This window comes from Kitasatospora sp. NPDC048194 (assembly GCF_043202455.1).
Lineage (GTDB): Bacteria > Actinomycetota > Actinomycetes > Streptomycetales > Streptomycetaceae > Kitasatospora.
On record NZ_JBIDAK010000008.1, the window covers coordinates 192,775 to 208,616 of the forward strand.

17 protein-coding genes are annotated in these 15,842 nt (G+C 74.2%); 9 read left to right on the plus strand and 8 right to left on the minus strand.

Features of this window, described 5'->3' with window-relative positions; all coding sequences use genetic code 11:
- The first annotated feature begins 93 nt into the window (after nt 1-93).
- Nucleotides 94-456, plus strand: a complete 363-nt coding sequence (locus ACGF07_RS13430; RefSeq protein ID WP_350746539.1) for a hypothetical protein — start codon at nt 94-96, stop codon at nt 454-456.
- Between the two features lie 125 nt (nt 457-581).
- On the opposite strand, the gene ACGF07_RS13435 is transcribed toward ACGF07_RS13430, so the two are convergent.
- A complete protein-coding gene (locus ACGF07_RS13435) occupies nt 582-857 on the minus strand; it encodes an AAA family ATPase (protein ID WP_392898152.1) in 276 nt (91 codons plus the stop codon).
- Nucleotides 858-901: 44 nt separating this feature from the next.
- Nucleotides 902-1,084: an AAA family ATPase gene (locus tag ACGF07_RS13440; protein ID WP_392898155.1), complete on the minus strand. Its 183-nt coding sequence runs from the start codon at nt 1,082-1,084 to the stop codon at nt 902-904.
- 133 nt (nt 1,085-1,217) lie between these two features.
- On the opposite strand from ACGF07_RS13440, the gene ACGF07_RS13445 reads away from it, so the two are divergent.
- Nucleotides 1,218-2,495: an alpha/beta hydrolase family protein gene (locus tag ACGF07_RS13445; protein ID WP_392898158.1), complete on the plus strand. Its 1,278-nt coding sequence runs from the start codon at nt 1,218-1,220 to the stop codon at nt 2,493-2,495.
- Between the two features lie 72 nt (nt 2,496-2,567).
- On the opposite strand, the gene ACGF07_RS13450 is transcribed toward ACGF07_RS13445, so the two are convergent.
- Together ACGF07_RS13450 and ACGF07_RS13455 are read right to left on the minus strand one after the other, a co-directional pair.
- Nucleotides 2,568-3,302, minus strand: a complete 735-nt coding sequence (locus ACGF07_RS13450; protein ID WP_392898160.1) for a hypothetical protein — start codon at nt 3,300-3,302, stop codon at nt 2,568-2,570.
- A 294-nt stretch (nt 3,303-3,596) separates the two neighbouring features.
- Nucleotides 3,597-5,639, minus strand: coding sequence for an FAD-dependent oxidoreductase (locus ACGF07_RS13455; protein ID WP_392898162.1), 2,043 nt, complete (start codon nt 5,637-5,639; stop codon nt 3,597-3,599).
- A gap of 360 nt (nt 5,640-5,999) precedes the next feature.
- On the opposite strand from ACGF07_RS13455, the gene ACGF07_RS13460 reads away from it, so the two are divergent.
- A complete protein-coding gene (locus tag ACGF07_RS13460; protein ID WP_392898164.1) occupies nt 6,000-7,292 on the plus strand; it encodes a monooxygenase in 1,293 nt (430 codons plus the stop codon).
- Nucleotides 7,293-7,415: 123 nt separating this feature from the next.
- Here ACGF07_RS13460 and ACGF07_RS13465 read toward each other — a convergent pair whose 3' ends face one another.
- Complete coding sequence (locus ACGF07_RS13465) at nt 7,416-7,991, minus strand: TerD family protein (protein ID WP_350746556.1); 576 nt, start codon at nt 7,989-7,991, stop codon at nt 7,416-7,418.
- 289 nt (nt 7,992-8,280) lie between these two features.
- Between ACGF07_RS13465 and ACGF07_RS13470 the strand changes: the two genes are divergently transcribed.
- The 3 genes from ACGF07_RS13470 (at nt 8,281) to ACGF07_RS13480 (ending at nt 9,232) form a co-directional block, all read left to right on the plus strand.
- Nucleotides 8,281-8,574, plus strand: a complete 294-nt coding sequence (locus tag ACGF07_RS13470; protein WP_350746559.1) for a hypothetical protein — start codon at nt 8,281-8,283, stop codon at nt 8,572-8,574.
- Between the two features lie 117 nt (nt 8,575-8,691).
- Complete coding sequence (locus ACGF07_RS13475; protein ID WP_392898168.1) at nt 8,692-8,880, plus strand: CopG family transcriptional regulator; 189 nt, start codon at nt 8,692-8,694, stop codon at nt 8,878-8,880.
- 1 nt (nt 8,881) lies between these two features.
- A complete protein-coding gene (locus tag ACGF07_RS13480; RefSeq protein WP_392898171.1) occupies nt 8,882-9,232 on the plus strand; it encodes a VOC family protein in 351 nt (116 codons plus the stop codon).
- Between the two features lie 121 nt (nt 9,233-9,353).
- Here ACGF07_RS13480 and ACGF07_RS13485 read toward each other — a convergent pair whose 3' ends face one another.
- On the minus strand, nt 9,354-11,027 hold the full coding sequence (locus ACGF07_RS13485; protein WP_392898174.1) for a glycerol-3-phosphate dehydrogenase/oxidase: 1,674 nt from the start codon (nt 11,025-11,027) through the stop codon (nt 9,354-9,356).
- Nucleotides 11,024-11,623 carry a helix-turn-helix domain-containing protein gene (locus ACGF07_RS13490; RefSeq protein WP_350746000.1) on the minus strand — a complete coding sequence of 200 codons (600 nt, stop codon included), beginning with the start codon at nt 11,621-11,623 and terminating at the stop codon, nt 11,024-11,026. Before ACGF07_RS13490 ends, ACGF07_RS13485 begins: the two co-directional genes overlap by 4 nt.
- Before the next feature lie 20 nt (nt 11,624-11,643).
- Between ACGF07_RS13490 and ACGF07_RS13495 the strand changes: the two genes are divergently transcribed.
- The 3 genes from ACGF07_RS13495 (at nt 11,644) to ACGF07_RS13505 (ending at nt 15,042) form a co-directional block, all read left to right on the plus strand.
- Nucleotides 11,644-13,266: an FAD-binding oxidoreductase gene (locus ACGF07_RS13495; RefSeq protein ID WP_392898177.1), complete on the plus strand. Its 1,623-nt coding sequence runs from the start codon at nt 11,644-11,646 to the stop codon at nt 13,264-13,266.
- Complete coding sequence (locus ACGF07_RS13500) at nt 13,263-14,171, plus strand: diacylglycerol kinase (RefSeq protein WP_392898180.1); 909 nt, start codon at nt 13,263-13,265, stop codon at nt 14,169-14,171. Before ACGF07_RS13495 ends, ACGF07_RS13500 begins: the two co-directional genes overlap by 4 nt.
- A 400-nt stretch (nt 14,172-14,571) precedes the next feature.
- Entirely contained in the window at nt 14,572-15,042 is a 471-nt protein-coding gene (locus ACGF07_RS13505) for a hypothetical protein (protein ID WP_392898183.1), read from the plus strand.
- Here ACGF07_RS13505 and ACGF07_RS13510 read toward each other — a convergent pair.
- The gene (locus ACGF07_RS13510; RefSeq protein WP_392898185.1) at nt 15,011-15,763 is read right to left on the minus strand and encodes a helix-turn-helix domain-containing protein; all 753 of its coding nucleotides are present in this window, start codon (nt 15,761-15,763) and stop codon (nt 15,011-15,013) included. The genes ACGF07_RS13505 and ACGF07_RS13510 overlap by 32 nt on opposite strands.
- Between the last annotated feature and the right edge of the window lie 79 nt (nt 15,764-15,842).

Genomic DNA, 15,842 nt, shown 5'->3' on the forward strand with positions numbered 1-15,842 from the left:
ACCCGTGTGAGTGATTGCGGACGATCTGTACACTGACCGAAACTCGGATTGTTCGGAGAGCTCCTGACTCTCCCGGCGCAAGGAGTTGCCGCCATGACCGCAACCGGGTCCTCCGCCTCCGAGATCCCGCAGATCGCGCTCCAGTCCCAGCCCGCCCTCCACGGACAGAACCTCGCGGACGTCGCCGGCAACGTCGGCTCCGTGTGGCGGTCCTGGTGGACCTGGACCCCGGCGCACGGCATCTTCAACCTCCAGATCCACTGGAACGTCATCGGCATCGACTCGACCGTCGTCATCACCGCCTCCGAGATCGACTCCAACGGGAACCGGTTCGTCGGCGCCGCCGCCCTCCAGGTGTCGAGCATCGCCCCCGGCAACGGCGTGGTGACCTTCAAGATCAACATCGACTGGGGCAGCTCGCTGCCGATGCGCACCGACGTCCTCGTCTTCAACTGACCCTCAGGAGAAGGACGGAGAGTCATCCGACCGGCGAGGCCCGGGCCTGCGGCACCCGCCGCGCGCCCGGGCCTTCCTCGCGCACCCGGCCGGGCACCGGCGGGCCGTGCAGCGCCCTTGGCCGGCTACCCCGCGGACGGCAGGACGACCCGCTCGCCCTCCCCCACCGGTTCCTCGAACTTGGCGACGTAGCCGGCGAGCAGCTGCTCGTCCACGGTCACGGCGTCGGCTCCGCACTGTTCGTTCCGCACCGCGAGACGGGCTTCGAGGGTCGCGCGGTCGACCTTGAGGTGGACCAGTTCCCAACGACCGCCGTTGCTCTCGACCAGCGCCTTGTAGTCGTCCCGGGCGGCGCGGCTCCAGAAGCTGTAGTCCACCACGACGTCCCGCCCGGCACGCACCGACTCGACGAGCCGGCGGCGCTGTTCGGCCCGGATCTCGTCCTTCAGCCGCTCGAACGCATCCGGCTCAGCACCCGGCCGGCGTCGCGCTGCCCCAGGCGCCGCCACACCACCTCGTCGATGGAGAGCCGCACGTAGCCGCGCCGCACCAGTGCCCTGGCGTAGGTGGTCTTGCCCGCACCCGGGAGGCCGCACATCAGCACCACGGTACTCGATCCGTTCGTCATGTCCGCAGGGCCGGTCCCGGGGTCTGATGGTGCATCAGCCCGGGGATGTAAACCCGTGGGCCAATGCGCGCGGCCGGGAGATCAACCGGTGGACGGATGCCCGACGTTCGCGCCGCGTGACACCGTTCCGCGCATGGACACCACGCCGTTCACCGGCTCCCACGGACTGACCCGCCGCCGCATGCTCGGCTCTGCCATGGCGCTGGGCGCGGCTGCCCCGCTCGGCCTGGCCTCCACCGCCCGGGCCGCAGCCTCCAGCGCCCGGGCCGCGGCCCCCAGCGCCCGGGCCGAGTCCTCCACCACCCGGGCCGAGTCCCCCGCCGCTCCGGGCAGTTCGCCGCAACGGCTCACCCTGCCGCCGCCCACCGGCCCGTACGCCGTCGGCACGGTCGCCCTCCACCTGCGCGACACCTCCCGGCCGGACCCGGCCGCCGGGCCCGGGCGGTACCGCGAGCTGATGGCGAGCGTCTGGTACCCGGCCCGGCAGGCGGACGCCTTCCCGCTCGCCCCCTGGCTCGCCGAGGCCCCGCTGCGGCTCTTCCTGGACGACGTCGGCTTCCCGCTCCCGCTCTCCGTCGCCCCGCTGACCGCCGGGCACGTGGGCGCGCCCGTGCACCGCACCGGCCGCCGGCTGCCCGTCGTCATGTACGCCCACGGCGCGCACAGCCACCGGGGCGACCACACGGTCATCGTCCAGGAGCTCGCCAGCCACGGCTACGCCGTCATCACCGTCGACCTCCCCCACGACGCCTTCACCCAGTTCCCCGGCGGCCCGGCCACCGCCCCGTCCCAGGACCCGGACGTCGACACGGGCGTGCGCGCCTACCTGCCGGACTTCCGCTTCGTCCTGGACTGCGTCGAGGCCCTCGCCGCCGGCCGCAACCCGGACGCCGACCGGCGCGAGCTGCCCGAGGGCCTGCTCGGCGCCCTCGACCCGCAGCGCATCGGCATGTTCGGCTGGTCCAAGGGCGGCAGCGTCACCGCCCAGACCGCGGTCGCCGACCCCCGCGTGCGCGCCGGCCTCAGCCTCGACGGGCCGATGATCCCGGCCATCACCACCGACCTCGCCCGGCCGTTCCTGGTGATGACCGCCGACTGGCCCCGCACCCCGGATTCCGCCGTCGAGACCTTCTGGACCCACCTGCGCGGCTGGCGCCGTACCCTCCGGGTCGAGGGCGCCGTCCACTCCTCCTACGGCGACAACATGACGCTGATCCCCCAGGCGGGCAAGCTGCTCGGCATGACCGAGCAGCAGATCCAGGAGCAGGTCGGCACCCTCGACCCCCGGCGCGGCATCCTCATCCAGCAGGCCTACCCGCTCGCCTTCTTCGACCTCCACCTCCGGCACCGCGGCAGCGCCCTGTTCGACGGCCCGTCGCCGCGCTTCCCGGAGGTCACGTACCTGCCGTGACGCGGCAACCGGGCGGGTGCCACGGGGGTGCGGCCGCCCGGGCCCGGTCGGGTGCGCGCGAGGCCCGCGCTGTCAGACCGACAGGCCCTGGGTGGGGGTGGCCGTGGGCGGGGTGGTGCTGCCGGCGGTGGTGCCGAGGGTGCGTTCGACCTTGGCGACGGCGGTGCGGTACTGCATCGAGGCGGTCTGGGAGTCGGCGCCCTGGCGTTGGAAGTAGCCGAAGGCCATGCCGACGGTGCCGAAGCGCTCGACCCCGATGAAGGCGTTGAGTTGGACGCCGGCGAGGGTGCCGTCGAGGCGGACGGCGGGGGCGTCCTGGCGGTCGCCGAGGGTGACGGGGGTGACGGTGAAGGTCACCGTGTCCGTGTCGCCCGCGGTGAAGGTGATGGTGTGGCAGGTCTTGAAGGCGTCGGTGACGGTGTTGAGGTCGGTGGTGAGCTTGCCGGGGTCCTCGGCGGTGAGGGCCTCGGTCACCATCGGGTTGCCGTCGTCGGGGCCGTCCAGTTCGGTCTCGGCGTGCGGGGTCGCGGGGCTGGACTGACCGGTGTGCATGGTGACCAGGGCGCTGAGCGCGTCACAGCCCGTGACGGGGGTGGGGTTGTCGCTCGGGCCGGGGCTCTCGGTGCTGGCGGGTGCCTCGGTGTAGCCGGGGCCGACGTCGTCCGCGGTGAGCAGCGCCGCCTTCAGCTGGTCGGCGGAGGGCAGGTCCTGGGCCGGTGCCGCCGACGCCAGTCGGGCCGGCCCCAGGACGGCCGTCACGACGACGACCGCGGTGGTGAGGGCGTGGAGAGGCCTCGGGAGGGACATGGCTGGCCCCCGGTCGGGAGTGAGGACAGGGACAAGTCACCAGTGTCCCACCGGGCGCCGGGCGGGGCGCGCGGGCGGGGATCCGCGCAGGTCAGGGGTGGTGGCGGCGCTGCCGGGCGACCATGGGGAGAGCGTCAGGCGGCCCAGGGCGCGCGCCGGGCGATCCCGGGCGAGCGTCAGGCGTCCTCCCGCCGGCCCCAGGAGCCCCGGGCGCCCCGGGCGGCGCAGCGTGATGCGGAGCGGCGCCGGGCGCCGGGCCCGTACCGGGGACCGGCGCCCGGCGGCCACGGGTGGTCAGATGTGCGCGGCCAGCTCCGTGCCCTGCTTGATGGCCCGCTTGGCGTCGAGCTCAGCCGCCACGTCCGCGCCGCCGATCAGGTGGGCGGCCACGCCGCGCTCGCGCAGCGCCTCGTACAGGTCGCGGCGCGGCTCCTGGCCGGTGCAGAGCACCACGGTGTCCACCGGGAGGAGTTGGCGCTCGCCGTCGACGGTGAGGTGCAGTCCGGCGTCGTCGATGAGGTCGTACGCGGCGCCGGCGACCATGGTGACGCCGCGGTGCTTGAGTTCGGTGCGGTGGATCCAGCCGGTGGTCTTGCCGAGGCCGGCGCCGACCTTGCTGGTCTTGCGCTGCAGCAGGTGGAGGGTGCGCGGCGGCTTCGGCCGCTCGGGGGCACGCAGCCCCCCGCGCTCGCGGTACTCCGGGTCGATGCCCCACTTGGCTTGGAAGACGGGCGGGTTGAGGCTGGCCTGGTCGCCCTGGTCGGTGAGGAACTCGGCCACGTCGAAGCCGATCCCGCCCGCGCCGAGGATGGCGACCCGTTCGCCGACGGCCGCGCCGTCGCGCAGCACGTCCAGGTAGCCGAGCACGCTGGGGTGGTCGATTCCCGGGATGTCCGCCGGGGTCCGGGGGGTGACGCCGGTCGCGAGGACGATCTCGTCGAAGCCCTCGGCGGTGAGCTGCTCGGCGGTCACGAGCGCGCCGAGGCGCTGGGTGACGGCCAACTCGGCCAGCCGGGTGCGGAAGTAGCGCAGCGTCTCGTCGAACTCCTCCTTGCCCGGGATCCGGCGGGCGATGTTCAGCTGCCCGCCGATCTCCTCGGCGGCGTCGAACAGGGTGACGTCGTGGCCGCGTTCGGCGGCGGCGACGGTGAACGCGAGCCCGGCCGGGCCGGCGCCGACCACGCCGATGCGCTTGCGCCGCTTGGTGGGTGAGAGCACGAGTTCGGTCTCGTGGCAGGCCCGCGGGTTCACCAGGCAAGAGGTGATCTGCAGGTTGAAGGTGTGGTCCAGGCAGGCCTGGTTGCAGCCGATGCAGGTGTTGATGGCGTCGGCCCGGCCGTCCCGCGCCTTGGTGACGAAGTCGGCGTCGGCGAGCAGCGGGCGGGCCATCGAGACCAGGTCGGCGCAGCCGTCGGCGAGCAACTGCTCGGCGATCTCGGGGGTGTTGATGCGGTTGGTGGTGACCAGCGGGATGCCGACCTTGCCCATCACCCGCTTGGTGACCCAGGCGAAGGCTCCGCGCGGCACGGAGGTCGCGATGGTGGGGATGCGGGCCTCGTGCCAGCCGATGCCGGTGTTGATGATGGTCGCGCCGGCCGCCTCGACGGCCTGGGCGAGCTGGACCACCTCGTCCAGGGTGGAGCCCCCGGGCACCAGGTCGAGCATGGACAGCCGGTAGACGATGATGAAGTCCTCGCCGACCCGCTCGCGGACCCGGCGGACGATCTCCACCGGGAAGCGCATCCGGCGCTCGTACGGGCCGCCCCACTCGTCCTCGCGGCGGTTGGTGGCGGCGACGATGAACTCGTTGATCAGGTAGCCCTCGGAGCCCATGATCTCGACGCCGTCGTAGCCGGCCCGGCGGGCGAGTTCGGCGCAGCGGGCGAAGTCCTCGATGGTCTGCTCGACCTGCTCGGCGGTGAGTTCGTTGGGCACGAAGGGGCTGATCGGGGCCTGGAGGGCGCTGGGGGCGACCAGGTCGCGGTGGTAGGCGTAGCGACCGAAGTGCAGGATCTGCAGCGCTATCCGGCCACCGGCGGCGTGCACGGCGTCGGTGACGACCCGGTGCTGCTCGGCCTCCTCCTCGGTGGTGAGCATCGCGCCGCCCTCCCAGGGCCGACCGGCCTCGTTGGGGGCGATGCCGCCGGTGACGATCAGGCCGACGCCGCCGCGGGCGCGCTCGGCGTAGAAGGCGGCCATCCGCTGGTAGCCGTCGGGGGCCTCCTCCAGGCCGACGTGCATCGAGCCCATGATCACGCGGTTGGGCAGGGTGGTGAAGCCGAGGTCGAGCGGGCTGAGCAGGTGGGGGTAGCTGCTGCTGCCGGGCGTGGAGCTCATCGACGTCTCCTGAAGGGGCGGCGGTGGGACGGGGTCACGAGGCTTTGTTACCGAAGGGTAGGGGACGGCCGGAGCGCTATGCAACTAGTTGCATAGCGGGCTGCGGATGTCCACCCGCGCCCCGGCCCGACGGCGTATCGTCCTGTGGCGGACATCCGGACACCCGGACATCCGGACACCCGGACACCCGGAGACCCGGACGGCCGGACATCCAGACGGCCGGACGACCGGACACCCGGAGACCCGGAGACCCGGCATCCGGACACCTGGACTCCCGGAGTCCTGGACATCCGGTCATCCGGTTCCGGTCGTCGGGACACTTGGTCATCCGGGCGTCGGGGCTCATGGGAGGGGGCGGCCGTGCGCGGTGGCTCGGTGGCGGTGGTCGGGGGCAGCATCGCCGGAAGCGCGTTCGCCGGGGCGGCCGCCCGGCTGGGGGCGGAGCGGGTCGTGGTGCTGGAGCGCAGCCCCGGCCGGCTGGAGGACCGCGGCCTGGGCATCTGCACCCACAACGACCGCTTCGCCGAACTGGTCGACGCCGGGCATCTGGCGCCGGAGACCCGCCGCCACCGCCTCACCGTGCGCAGCTGGCTCACCCGGGGGCCGACCGGAGGACGGCCCGGCGGAGGCGATGGCCCGGACGGGCGCGGGCGGCTGCTGTGGGCCCAGCCCTTCCCGTTCCACTCCCACCACTGGGCGGTGCTCTGGCAGGCCCTGCGCGAGCGGACCCCCGACACCGTGGAGTACCGGCTGGGCACGACCGTCGCAGCGGTCGGCGGCGGTGACGGCGATGCGAGCGGCAACGGTGGCGCCGGCGACGACGGCGGGTGGGTCGAATCGGCCGACGGCACCCGTACGCCGTACGACGTGGTGATCGGCGCGGACGGCTACCGGTCGGTGGTCCGCGCGGCCGTCTGCCCGCAGGCCGTCCCCGAGTACGCCGGGTACGTGTGCTGGCGCGGCAGCTACGACTCCGCGCTGCTGGCCGAACTCCCCGGCGGGGCCGGGGTCTGGCCGGAGGAGGAGTGCGTCACCGTCTGCTACCGGGGCGGCCAGGTCGTGCTCTACCGCATCCCCGGACTGACCCCCGGGAGCACCCAGGTCAACTGGGTCTTCTACAGCCCGGCCCCGGCCTGGCTGCGACTGGACGGCCCGACCGCCGTCGCCGCGGGCGCCCTCGACGACAGCCAGCTGGATGGGCTCCGGGAGTTCGCGGAGCGTCACCTGCCGCCGTACTGGGCGGGCGTGGTCGCGCTGACTCCGCGCGAACGCACCCTGCTCCAGCCCGTCTACGACCTGGCGGCCCCGCGCCGCACGGCCGGCCGGCTGCTGATCGGTGGGGACGCGGCGACGATCGTCCGCCCGCACAACACCAGCGGCGCGGTGAAGGCCCTGCAGGACGCGCACGCCTTCGAGCTGGCGGGACGACGGCTGGGCGGTGGCCCCTGGTCCGCCGTGCTCGCCGAGTACGACCGGGAGACCAGCGCGGCCGGGCGGGCGTTGGTGGACCTGGGCCGCCGACTGGGGCGGGCCCAGGTCACCGAGGCGCCGGACTGGCCGGGCATGGACGAGCCGGCGATGGCCGCCTGGTGGCGGGACCAGGTCACCGGCGGCGGAGGGTTCGGCGGACACGCGCTCGGGCGGTCCGGCTGAGCGGGCTCCCGGCCCATCGACCCGTCAGCCCGGCAGCCGCCGATCCTCCGCCACATCTCTCGAGGTCCTCGAACGTCGCTCGGACGCCGCTCGGACGCCGCTCGGACGTCGGTCAGACCTCGGTCAGACGTTGACGCCGTAGTCGGTGGCGATGCCGCGCAGGCCGGAGGCGTAACCCTGGCCGATGGCACGGAACTTCCACTCGGCGCCGTTGCGGTACAGCTCGCCGAAGACCATCGCGGTCTCGGTCGAGGCGTCCTCGGTCAGGTCGTAGCGGGCGATCTCCTGGCCGTTGGCCTGGTTGACGATCCGGATGAAGGCGTTGCGGACCTGACCGAAGTTCTGCAGCCGGGCGTCGGCGTCGTAGATCGACACCGGGAAGACCACCTTGGCGACGTCCGCCGGCACCCGGGCCAGGTCGACCTTGATCTGCTCGTCGTCCCCGTCGCCGCCGCCGGTCAGGTTGTCGCCGCTGTGCTCGACGGAACCGTCAGGGCTGCGAAGGTTGTTGAAGAAGACGAAGTGCTGGTCGGAGACCACCTTGCCGAGCGCGTTGCACAGCAGCGCACTGGCATCCAGGTCGTAGTCGGCCCCGGTGGTGGTGCGAACGTCCCAGCCGAGGCCCACGATCACGGCGCTCAGACCCGGCGCCTCCTTGCTCAGCGAGACGTTGCCGCCCTTGGCCAGCGAAACTCCCACAATGCCCTCCTCGATCTCTCCCTGTGGACGAATCTACAGCACTGTAGAGATCATGAGGATCCGCCTGCAGGTCGCCCCCGCCCCCGGGATTTCTCAGGGGTGGACGGGCGGACGGGGCGGACAGGGGTGACCCGCTCGTACTCCCCCGCCCACGTGGGACGCCAGCGTCCGGGCACCGGTCAGGCAGCGACCGGGCGCCGAGTCGGCCGGGCCGACCTAGACTGGCCCTGGCCGCTCCGTTCGCCTCGGCGGATTCCGCCCCGGTGCGAGGCTCTCGCGGGAGGTTCCGATGCGCCAGCGGTACAGCTTCCACGTCGACCGGGCCGGGCACTCGGTCACCGTCAACGTCCGCTCCGGCCTGATCACCGAGACCGAGTTGCTGGTGGACGGCAAGGAGTGCGCCTTCCACCGCGTCCACGGCCACGGCGACTACCCGCTGACGCTCTCCGCCCAACTGCCGGAGGAGCCGCCGCAGCCGCTCGCCGTCACCCTCGACCGCACGGGCCGGGCGGAGCACCCGCTGCACTGCGTACTGGCGATCGCGGGGGCGGAGGAGCCGATGCCGGAGCGCACCGCCCGCTGAGACCGGGCCGGGCCGCGCCGCCCCATCACTCCCGAGTCCCTCGCTCCCCTGATCCGGTCTTCTCCGGTCTTTCGCTCGGCTACCTTGCTAGCAAGCTAGAGTGCTAGCATCGTGGCTGTGGGAAACGAGGATGTGAAGCAGTTCAACGTGTACCTGCCGGTCGAACTGATCAAGCAGGTCAAGTACCGCGCCATCGAGTCGGAGCTGTCGCTGTCGGCCCTGGTCGCCGAGGCACTGCGCGCCTACCTCGAGGCGCCCCACCCCCAGCACGAGCAACCGTTCGACGATTCCGTCCAGGAGGACTGAGATGGCGACCGAAGGCATCGAAGCCGTGTTCATCGAGACCCACAACTGGGGCAAATCCGCGAAGTTCTTCCAGAGCCTCGGCTACGAGCTGGAGTTCGAGACCGACCACAACTCCGGCCAGCTGCGCAACGGTGACGGCCCGACGGTCTTCATCGCGGAGGTCCCGGCGGGCCGGGAGACGCCGCTCCAGCTGGTGCTGAAGGTGGCCGACGCCGACGCGTTCCAGCCGGGCGAGGGCGTGGAGGTGGTGAGTCCCTTCGAGGACACCCACTTCGGGACCAGGCTGATGACCGTCCGCGACCCCGACGGGCGGCTCTGGAACCTCCAGGCGCCCGCCAAGGGCCGTTCGTAACGCTCCACTCCCACCGCCGGCCGCAACGGCGACCGCGACGGCCGGTACGGCGAACCAGCCGTACCGGCCGTCGCCGTCCCTCCCGCCGTCCTGCCGTACCGGCCGTCGCCGTCCCCGCCGTCTACCCGGCGTGCTCCGCGACGAGTTCCTCGACCGCCTTCCGGGCCCGCTCGGCGTCGGACCCCACCAGGCCGATCCGGGTCCGGCGGTCCAGGACGTCGGCCGCGTCGAGCGCGCCCTCGTGGGTGACGGCGTAGGCGATCTCGGCCCGGGTGACGTCGAGTTGGTCGGCCACCTGCGTCAACTCCCCCGCCGTCAGTACCTCGTGGGCCGCGCCGCCGTACCGGGCGAGCAGCGAGGCGGGCAGCGGGGCGGCCGGGGCCGGGCGGCTGTCACGGTGGCCCGGGGCGCCGACCAGCGGCAGGCGCGCCGTCCAACAGGTACGGGCGGGCAGACCGCGCAGGCGGACGGCGGTGTCCACCGCGTCCTGGGCCATCCGCCGGTAGGTGGTGAGCTTGCCGCCGACCACGGTGACCACCCCGGACGGGGACTCCAGCACCGCGTGCTCGCGCGAGATGTCCGCGGTGCTGCCGTCCCCGGTGTCGATCAGCGGGCGCAGACCGGCGTAGGCACCCCGGACGTCCTCCCTGGTCAGCTCGGTGGCGAGGGCGGCGTTGACGGTGTCGAGGAGGAAGGCCAGCTCGGCCTCGGAGGGCTGCGGCTCGTCCGGGATCGGGCCCGGGGCGTCCTCGTCGGTCAGGCCGATCGCGACCCGGCCGAGCTGCTGCGGCAGGGCGAAGACGAAGCGGCTGACGGACCCGGGCACGGGCACCGTGAGCGCGGCGGTCGGGTGCCCCAGGGCGGCGGCGTCCACCAGCAGGTGGGTGCCGCGGCTGGGCCGCAGCCTGATCGAGGTGTCCACCTCGCCCGCCCAGACGCCGGTGGCGTTGACGACCGCGCCCGCCGTGACGGTCAGCTGCTGACCGGTCAGGGTGTCCACCAGTCGGGCCGACGAGCCGGTCACGGCCTCCGCCCGCACCCTGGTCAGCACGCTCGCCCCGTACTGCGCGGCGGTGCGGGCCAGGGCCACCACCAGCCGGGCGTCGTCGACGAGTTGGCCGTCGTGCGCGACCAGCGCCCCGCGCAGTCCGGTCGTCCGCACGCCCGGCACCAGTCGGCGGGCGCGGGCGGCGTCGACGCGGCGCACCCGCGGCAGCAGGGTGCCCGGCGTCCCGGCGACGAGGCGCAGCGCGTCACCGGCGTGGAAGCCCGCACGGATCAGCGAGGCCTGGCCGGGGCGCAGCAGGTCCGGGAGGAGCGGTACGAGTTGGGGCAGGGCGTGGACCAGGTGCGGGGCGGTGCGGGTCATCAGCACACCGCGCTCGACCGCGCTCTCCCGGGCCACCTTGATCCGGCCGGAGGCCAGGTAGCGCAGGCCGCCGTGCACCAGCTTGGAGCTCCAGCGGCTCGTGCCGAAGGCGAGGTCGCGGGCCTCCACCAGGACGGTGCGCAGGCCGCGCGAGGCGGCGTCCAGGGCCACCCCGGCACCGGTGACTCCGCCGCCGATCACCAGCAGGTCGATGCGCGGGTCGTCGCCGAGCGCCTGCAGCTCGAACGTCCGGCGGGCGGCGTTCAGCCGGCTGGTCCCGGCGAAGGGGCCGACGGACGGGCCGGCGGAAGGGCCCGCAGAGAGGCCTGGAAGGGCGCCGGCGGACGGAGCCGCCGAGGACGCGGCGGGGACGCCGGCGGACGGGCCCACCGGGCGGTGGCCGGAGGAACCGGCGGAGGTGGTCATGGGGCGAGGTATCCGTTCAGCGCTCTGGCCAGTTCGCGCCGCCAGGCCGCCTCGGGCAGCAGGGAGGCGACCATGCGGTGCGACTGGACGGTGGACTGGGCGATCAGCAGGACCATCGCCGCCAGTTCGGTCGGCTCGCCGGCCCGGATCGAGCCGCCGGCCTGCCCCTGGGCGATGCCGGTGCGCAGCGCCTCCAGCAGGCCGCGTTGGCTGGTGCCGAGCCGCTCGACCACGTACTCGAGCAGCAGGTCGGAGTCGTCGGAGCGGAGCAGGGCGCCGAGCACCGGGTGGTCGCGCAGCCGGACGGAGACCTCGACCACCCGCTCGACGAGGGTCACCCGGTCGTGGACGTCCAGCGCGGCGCCCTCCAACGTGGCCAGGATCTCCCGGGTGAGCAGCGCCCCGATCACCGCCCGGACGTCCGGCCAGCGCCGGTAGACGGTCGGGCGGCTGACCCCGGCGCGGCGCGCGATCTCCGCCAGCTGGGTGCGGCGGACGCCGAGGTGGACGATCAGGTCGGCGGCGGCGTCCAGGATCGCGTCGTCGGTGCTGCGGGGTGGCTGGGCCTCGGCGGGCTCGACGTTACTACTTGACATGATGTGTGAAACTGTAACGCATGGCACCTGAGACGCAAGCGGGACCGGCGAACGCCGCGCTGCCGCTCCCCCCGATGAAGTGGGACGCCTGGGGCGACCCGGCCCTCGCCAAGGAGCTGTCCGCGGACATCAAGGGACTGCTCGCCGCCGCCCTCGGGGTCACCGGCGACGCCACCCCCGGACCCGGCGCCGACGAGGTCGTGCTGCGCCCCTCCCGGATCACCGCCGAGGACCTCGAAGCGCTGGCCTCCGCCGTCGGCGAGGCGCACGTCAGCGCCGCCGACGCCGACCGCCTGCCGCGCGCCGGCGGCAAGTCCACCCCCGACCTGCTGCGCCGCCGCAGCCGGGAGCCGCAGGACGCACCCGACGCCGTCGTCGTGCCGGGCAGCGAGCAGGAGATCGCCGCCGTCCTCGCCCTCTGCGCCGAACTGCGCATCGCCGTCGTCCCGTTCGGCGGCGGCACCAGCGTGGTCGGCGGCCTGGACCCGGAGCGCGGCGCCCTGCGGGCCGTCATCTCGCTCGACCTGCGCCGCCTCGACCGGCTGGTCGAGCTGGACGAGACCTCCGGCGAGGCCGTCCTCGAAGCCGGCCTGACCGGCCCCGCCGCGGAGGCCCTGCTCGCCGAACGCGGCTGGGAGCTCGGCCACTACCCGCAGAGCTTCCGCTTCGCCACCATCGGCGGTTTCGCGGCCACCCGCTCCTCCGGCCAGGACTCCGCCGGGTACGGGCGCTTCGACGAGATGGTCCGCGGCCTGCGCGTGGTCACCCCCGCCGGCGTCCTCGACCTCGGCCGCGCCCCCGCCTCCGCCGCCGGCCCCGACCTGCGCCAGCTCTTCCTCGGCTCCGAGGGCACCCTCGGCGTGATCACCGCCGTCCGGCTGCGCGTGCACCCGCTGCCCGCCGTCAAGTCCCACGAGGCGTGGAGCTTCCCCGACTTCGCCACCGGAACCGCCGCGCTGCGGGCCGTCGAACAGCAGGGCACCGGCCCGACCGTGATCCGGCTCTCCGACGAGGCCGAGACCATGGTCAACCTCGCCATGACCGAGCAGATCGGCGGCGCCCCCACCGTGAGCGGCTGCCTGGCCGTCACCGTCTTCGAGGGCGACGCCGCCCAGGTCGCCGCCCGGCAGCAGCTCACCCGCGCGGCGCTGCTCGCCGCCGGCGGCACCTCGCTCGGCGAGGAGCCCGCCCGCGCCTGGGAGCACGGCCGGTTCAACGCCCCCTACCTGCGCGACTCCCTGCTCAACGCGGGCGCGCTGTGCGAGACCCTGGAGACGGCCGCCGGCTGGAGCGCCCTGCCGGGGCTGCGCACCGCCGTCACCGAGGCGCTGACCGGCGCCCTGCCCGGCGCGCTGGTGCTCTGCCACATCTCGCACGTCTACCCGACCGGCGCGTCGCTCTACTTCACCGTCGTCGCCGCCCTCGGCGAGGACCCGCTCGCCCGCTGGGCCGTCGCCAAGCGGGCCGCCGGGGACGCCATCCTCCGCGCCGGCGGCACCATCACCCACCACCACGCGGTCGGCGCCGACCACCGGCCCTGGATGACCGAGGAGATCGGCGAGTTGGGCGTGCGGATCCTGCGCGCCGTCAAGGCCGAACTCGACCCGGCGGGCATCCTCAACCCCGGCAAGCTGATCCCGTGAACGGCCCGAGAACCGTCCGCAGGGTCGCCGTTCTCACCAACCCGGCGGCGGGCGTCGGCCACGCCGAACCCGCCGCCCGCCGGGCCGTCGCCCGCCTGCGCTCCCTCGGCGTCGAGGTCGAGCCGCAGGCCGGGCGCTCCGCCGAGGACGCCGTCCGGCTGGCCCGCGAGGCCGCGGCGGACGGCGTCGACGCGGTGGTCGTGGTCGGCGGCGACGGCATGATCAACCTCGCCCTCCAGGCCCTGGCCGGCACGCCCGTCCCGCTCGGCGTGATCCCGGCCGGCACCGGCAACGACCACGCCCGCGAGTACGGCCTGCCGATCGCCGACCCCGGGGCCGCCGCCGACGTCATCGCCGCCGGACGGACCCGCCGGGTCGACCTTGGCCGGATCACCGGACCGGACGGCGCCGTCCGCTGGTTCGGCTCCGTCCTCGCCACCGGCTTCGACTCCCTGGTCAGCGACCGCGCCAACCGGCTGCGCTGGCCACGCGGCAGGATGCGCTACAACCTCGCCATCCTGGCCGAGTTCGCCAACCTGCGCCCGCTGCCGTTCCGGGTCACCCTCGCCGACGGCACCGTCATCGAGCGCGACCTCACCCTGGCCGCCGTCGGCAACACCCGCAGCTACGGCGGCGGCATGCTGATGTGCCCCGCCGCCCTCCCGGACGACGGCCTGCTCGACCTCACCCTGGTCGACGCCATGCCCCGGCTGCGGATCGCCCGCTTCTTCCCCACCCTCTTCAAGGGCACCCACGTCACCCACCCGCAGGTCACCACCCTGCGCACGACCTCCCTGCGGATCGACTCGCCGGGCATCACGGCTTACGCCGACGGGGAGTTCATCGCGGCCCTGCCGGTCGAGGTCACGGTGGTACCCGAGGCCCTGCGGCTGCTCGTGCCGTGAACCCGGGACCGGCGCCCCACTCCCGGGGCGCCGGACCGCCGCGCACCGGGCCGCCGCGCACCGGACCGCCGTGCGCCGGGCCGCCGCGCACCGGACCTCCGTGCGCCGGGCCCCGCGATCCCAGGCGGTGATGCGCCGCCTCGGGCCCCTGCTACGCCGCGGGGCTCCTCACCGCCGTCGCCCTGGTGATCGCGGCGGTCCGGCCGGTGCCCAGCTGAGGCCCGTGCCCAGCACCTGCCCGCCACCCGGTACCTGCCTGCCGCGCCGCCGGACGGCCGGACGTTCCGAGGCGGGGGCGGGCCGCCGGACGGGCCGGCCATTCCCGGACGGGAATTGTCCGGTGGTCGCGCCGCTCCGAGGATGGGGCGCACAGACCGACCGAACCGTCAAGGAGCCGGCCATGACCACCGCCACCGCCATCGCCACGACCAGCACCACCGGCACAACGGCCGCAGCCAGCAGCGCCCAGCAACTCGCCGACCGCTACGCCGCCTTGTGGACGGAGCCGGACGCCGGACTGCGGCGCCGCGCGATCGAGCGGCTGTGGGCCGAGGACGGTGTGCACCTGCTCCACCCGCCGGCGGAGATCCGTGCCGAGGCCGTCCGGGTGGGTTTCCCGGAGCCGGTGCTGGAGGCGCGCGGGTATCGGGAGTTGGAGTCCCGGGTCACCCGCGCGCACGAGGAGTTCGTGGCGCCCGGGGAGTTCACCTTCCGGGCCCGGCCGGATGCGGTGCGGCTGCGCGACGTGGTCCGCTTCACCTGGGAGATGGTGCCGGTCGGAGGCGGTGAGGCGGTGGGCGGCGGCGACGAGTTCGTCGTCCTGGACTCCGCCGGCCGGATCACCACCGACTACCAGTTCCCCTGGCTCTGACGAGCAGTTCGGCGGTCCGGGCGTCGGCGGGCAGGAACGCCTCCAGCTTCAGCTCGGCGAGGGTGACGTCGACGGCGGTGGCGAAGGTGGTCACCGTGGTCATCAGGTGCAGTTCGCCGAGCGGGGTGCGCAGTTCCAGCGGCACCGCGAAGCCCAGGTGCTGTTCGCCCACCACCGCTTCCGGTACGTACGAGCTCAACTCCTCGTGCAGCTCGCCGAGGTCGCGGGTCCGCTCGACGATGTGCCGGGCCCAGGCCCCGAAGTTGAGGATGCGCGGGGCGAGGCCGTCCGGGTGCAGGGCCAGCCGGTAGGCGTTGGTGCCGGGCCCGACCAGCCGGGGGTCGGCCCCCGCGGTGATCACGTCCAGCGCGTCGTTCACCGCGACCACGTCCCCGCGCCGGTCCACCACCAGCGCCGGGTACGGCAGGTGGCCGGCCAGGATGTGGTCGATCGCCGCCCGGACCGGCGCCAGCGCGGGCCCGTCCAGCGGCGTCTCCGGGTAGACGGGGGCGTAGCCGGCCGCCAGCAGCAGCTCGTTGCGCTCGCGCAGGGGCAGGTCGAGCGATTCGGCGAGCCGCACCACCATGCCCCGCCCGGGCACCGAGCGGCCCGACTCGATGAAGCTGAGGTGCCGCTGGGTGGTGCCGGCACGGGTGGCGAGGTCGAGCTGGCTGAGCCGGCGGTCGGTGCGGCGCTCGCGCAGCGCCCGGGGGAAGTCCACGCCCCACTTCTACCGCCGGAGCGGACCGGCCCGCCATTCCCCCGGGGGAATTGAGGGCATTCACCGGAGCCCGGAGGAT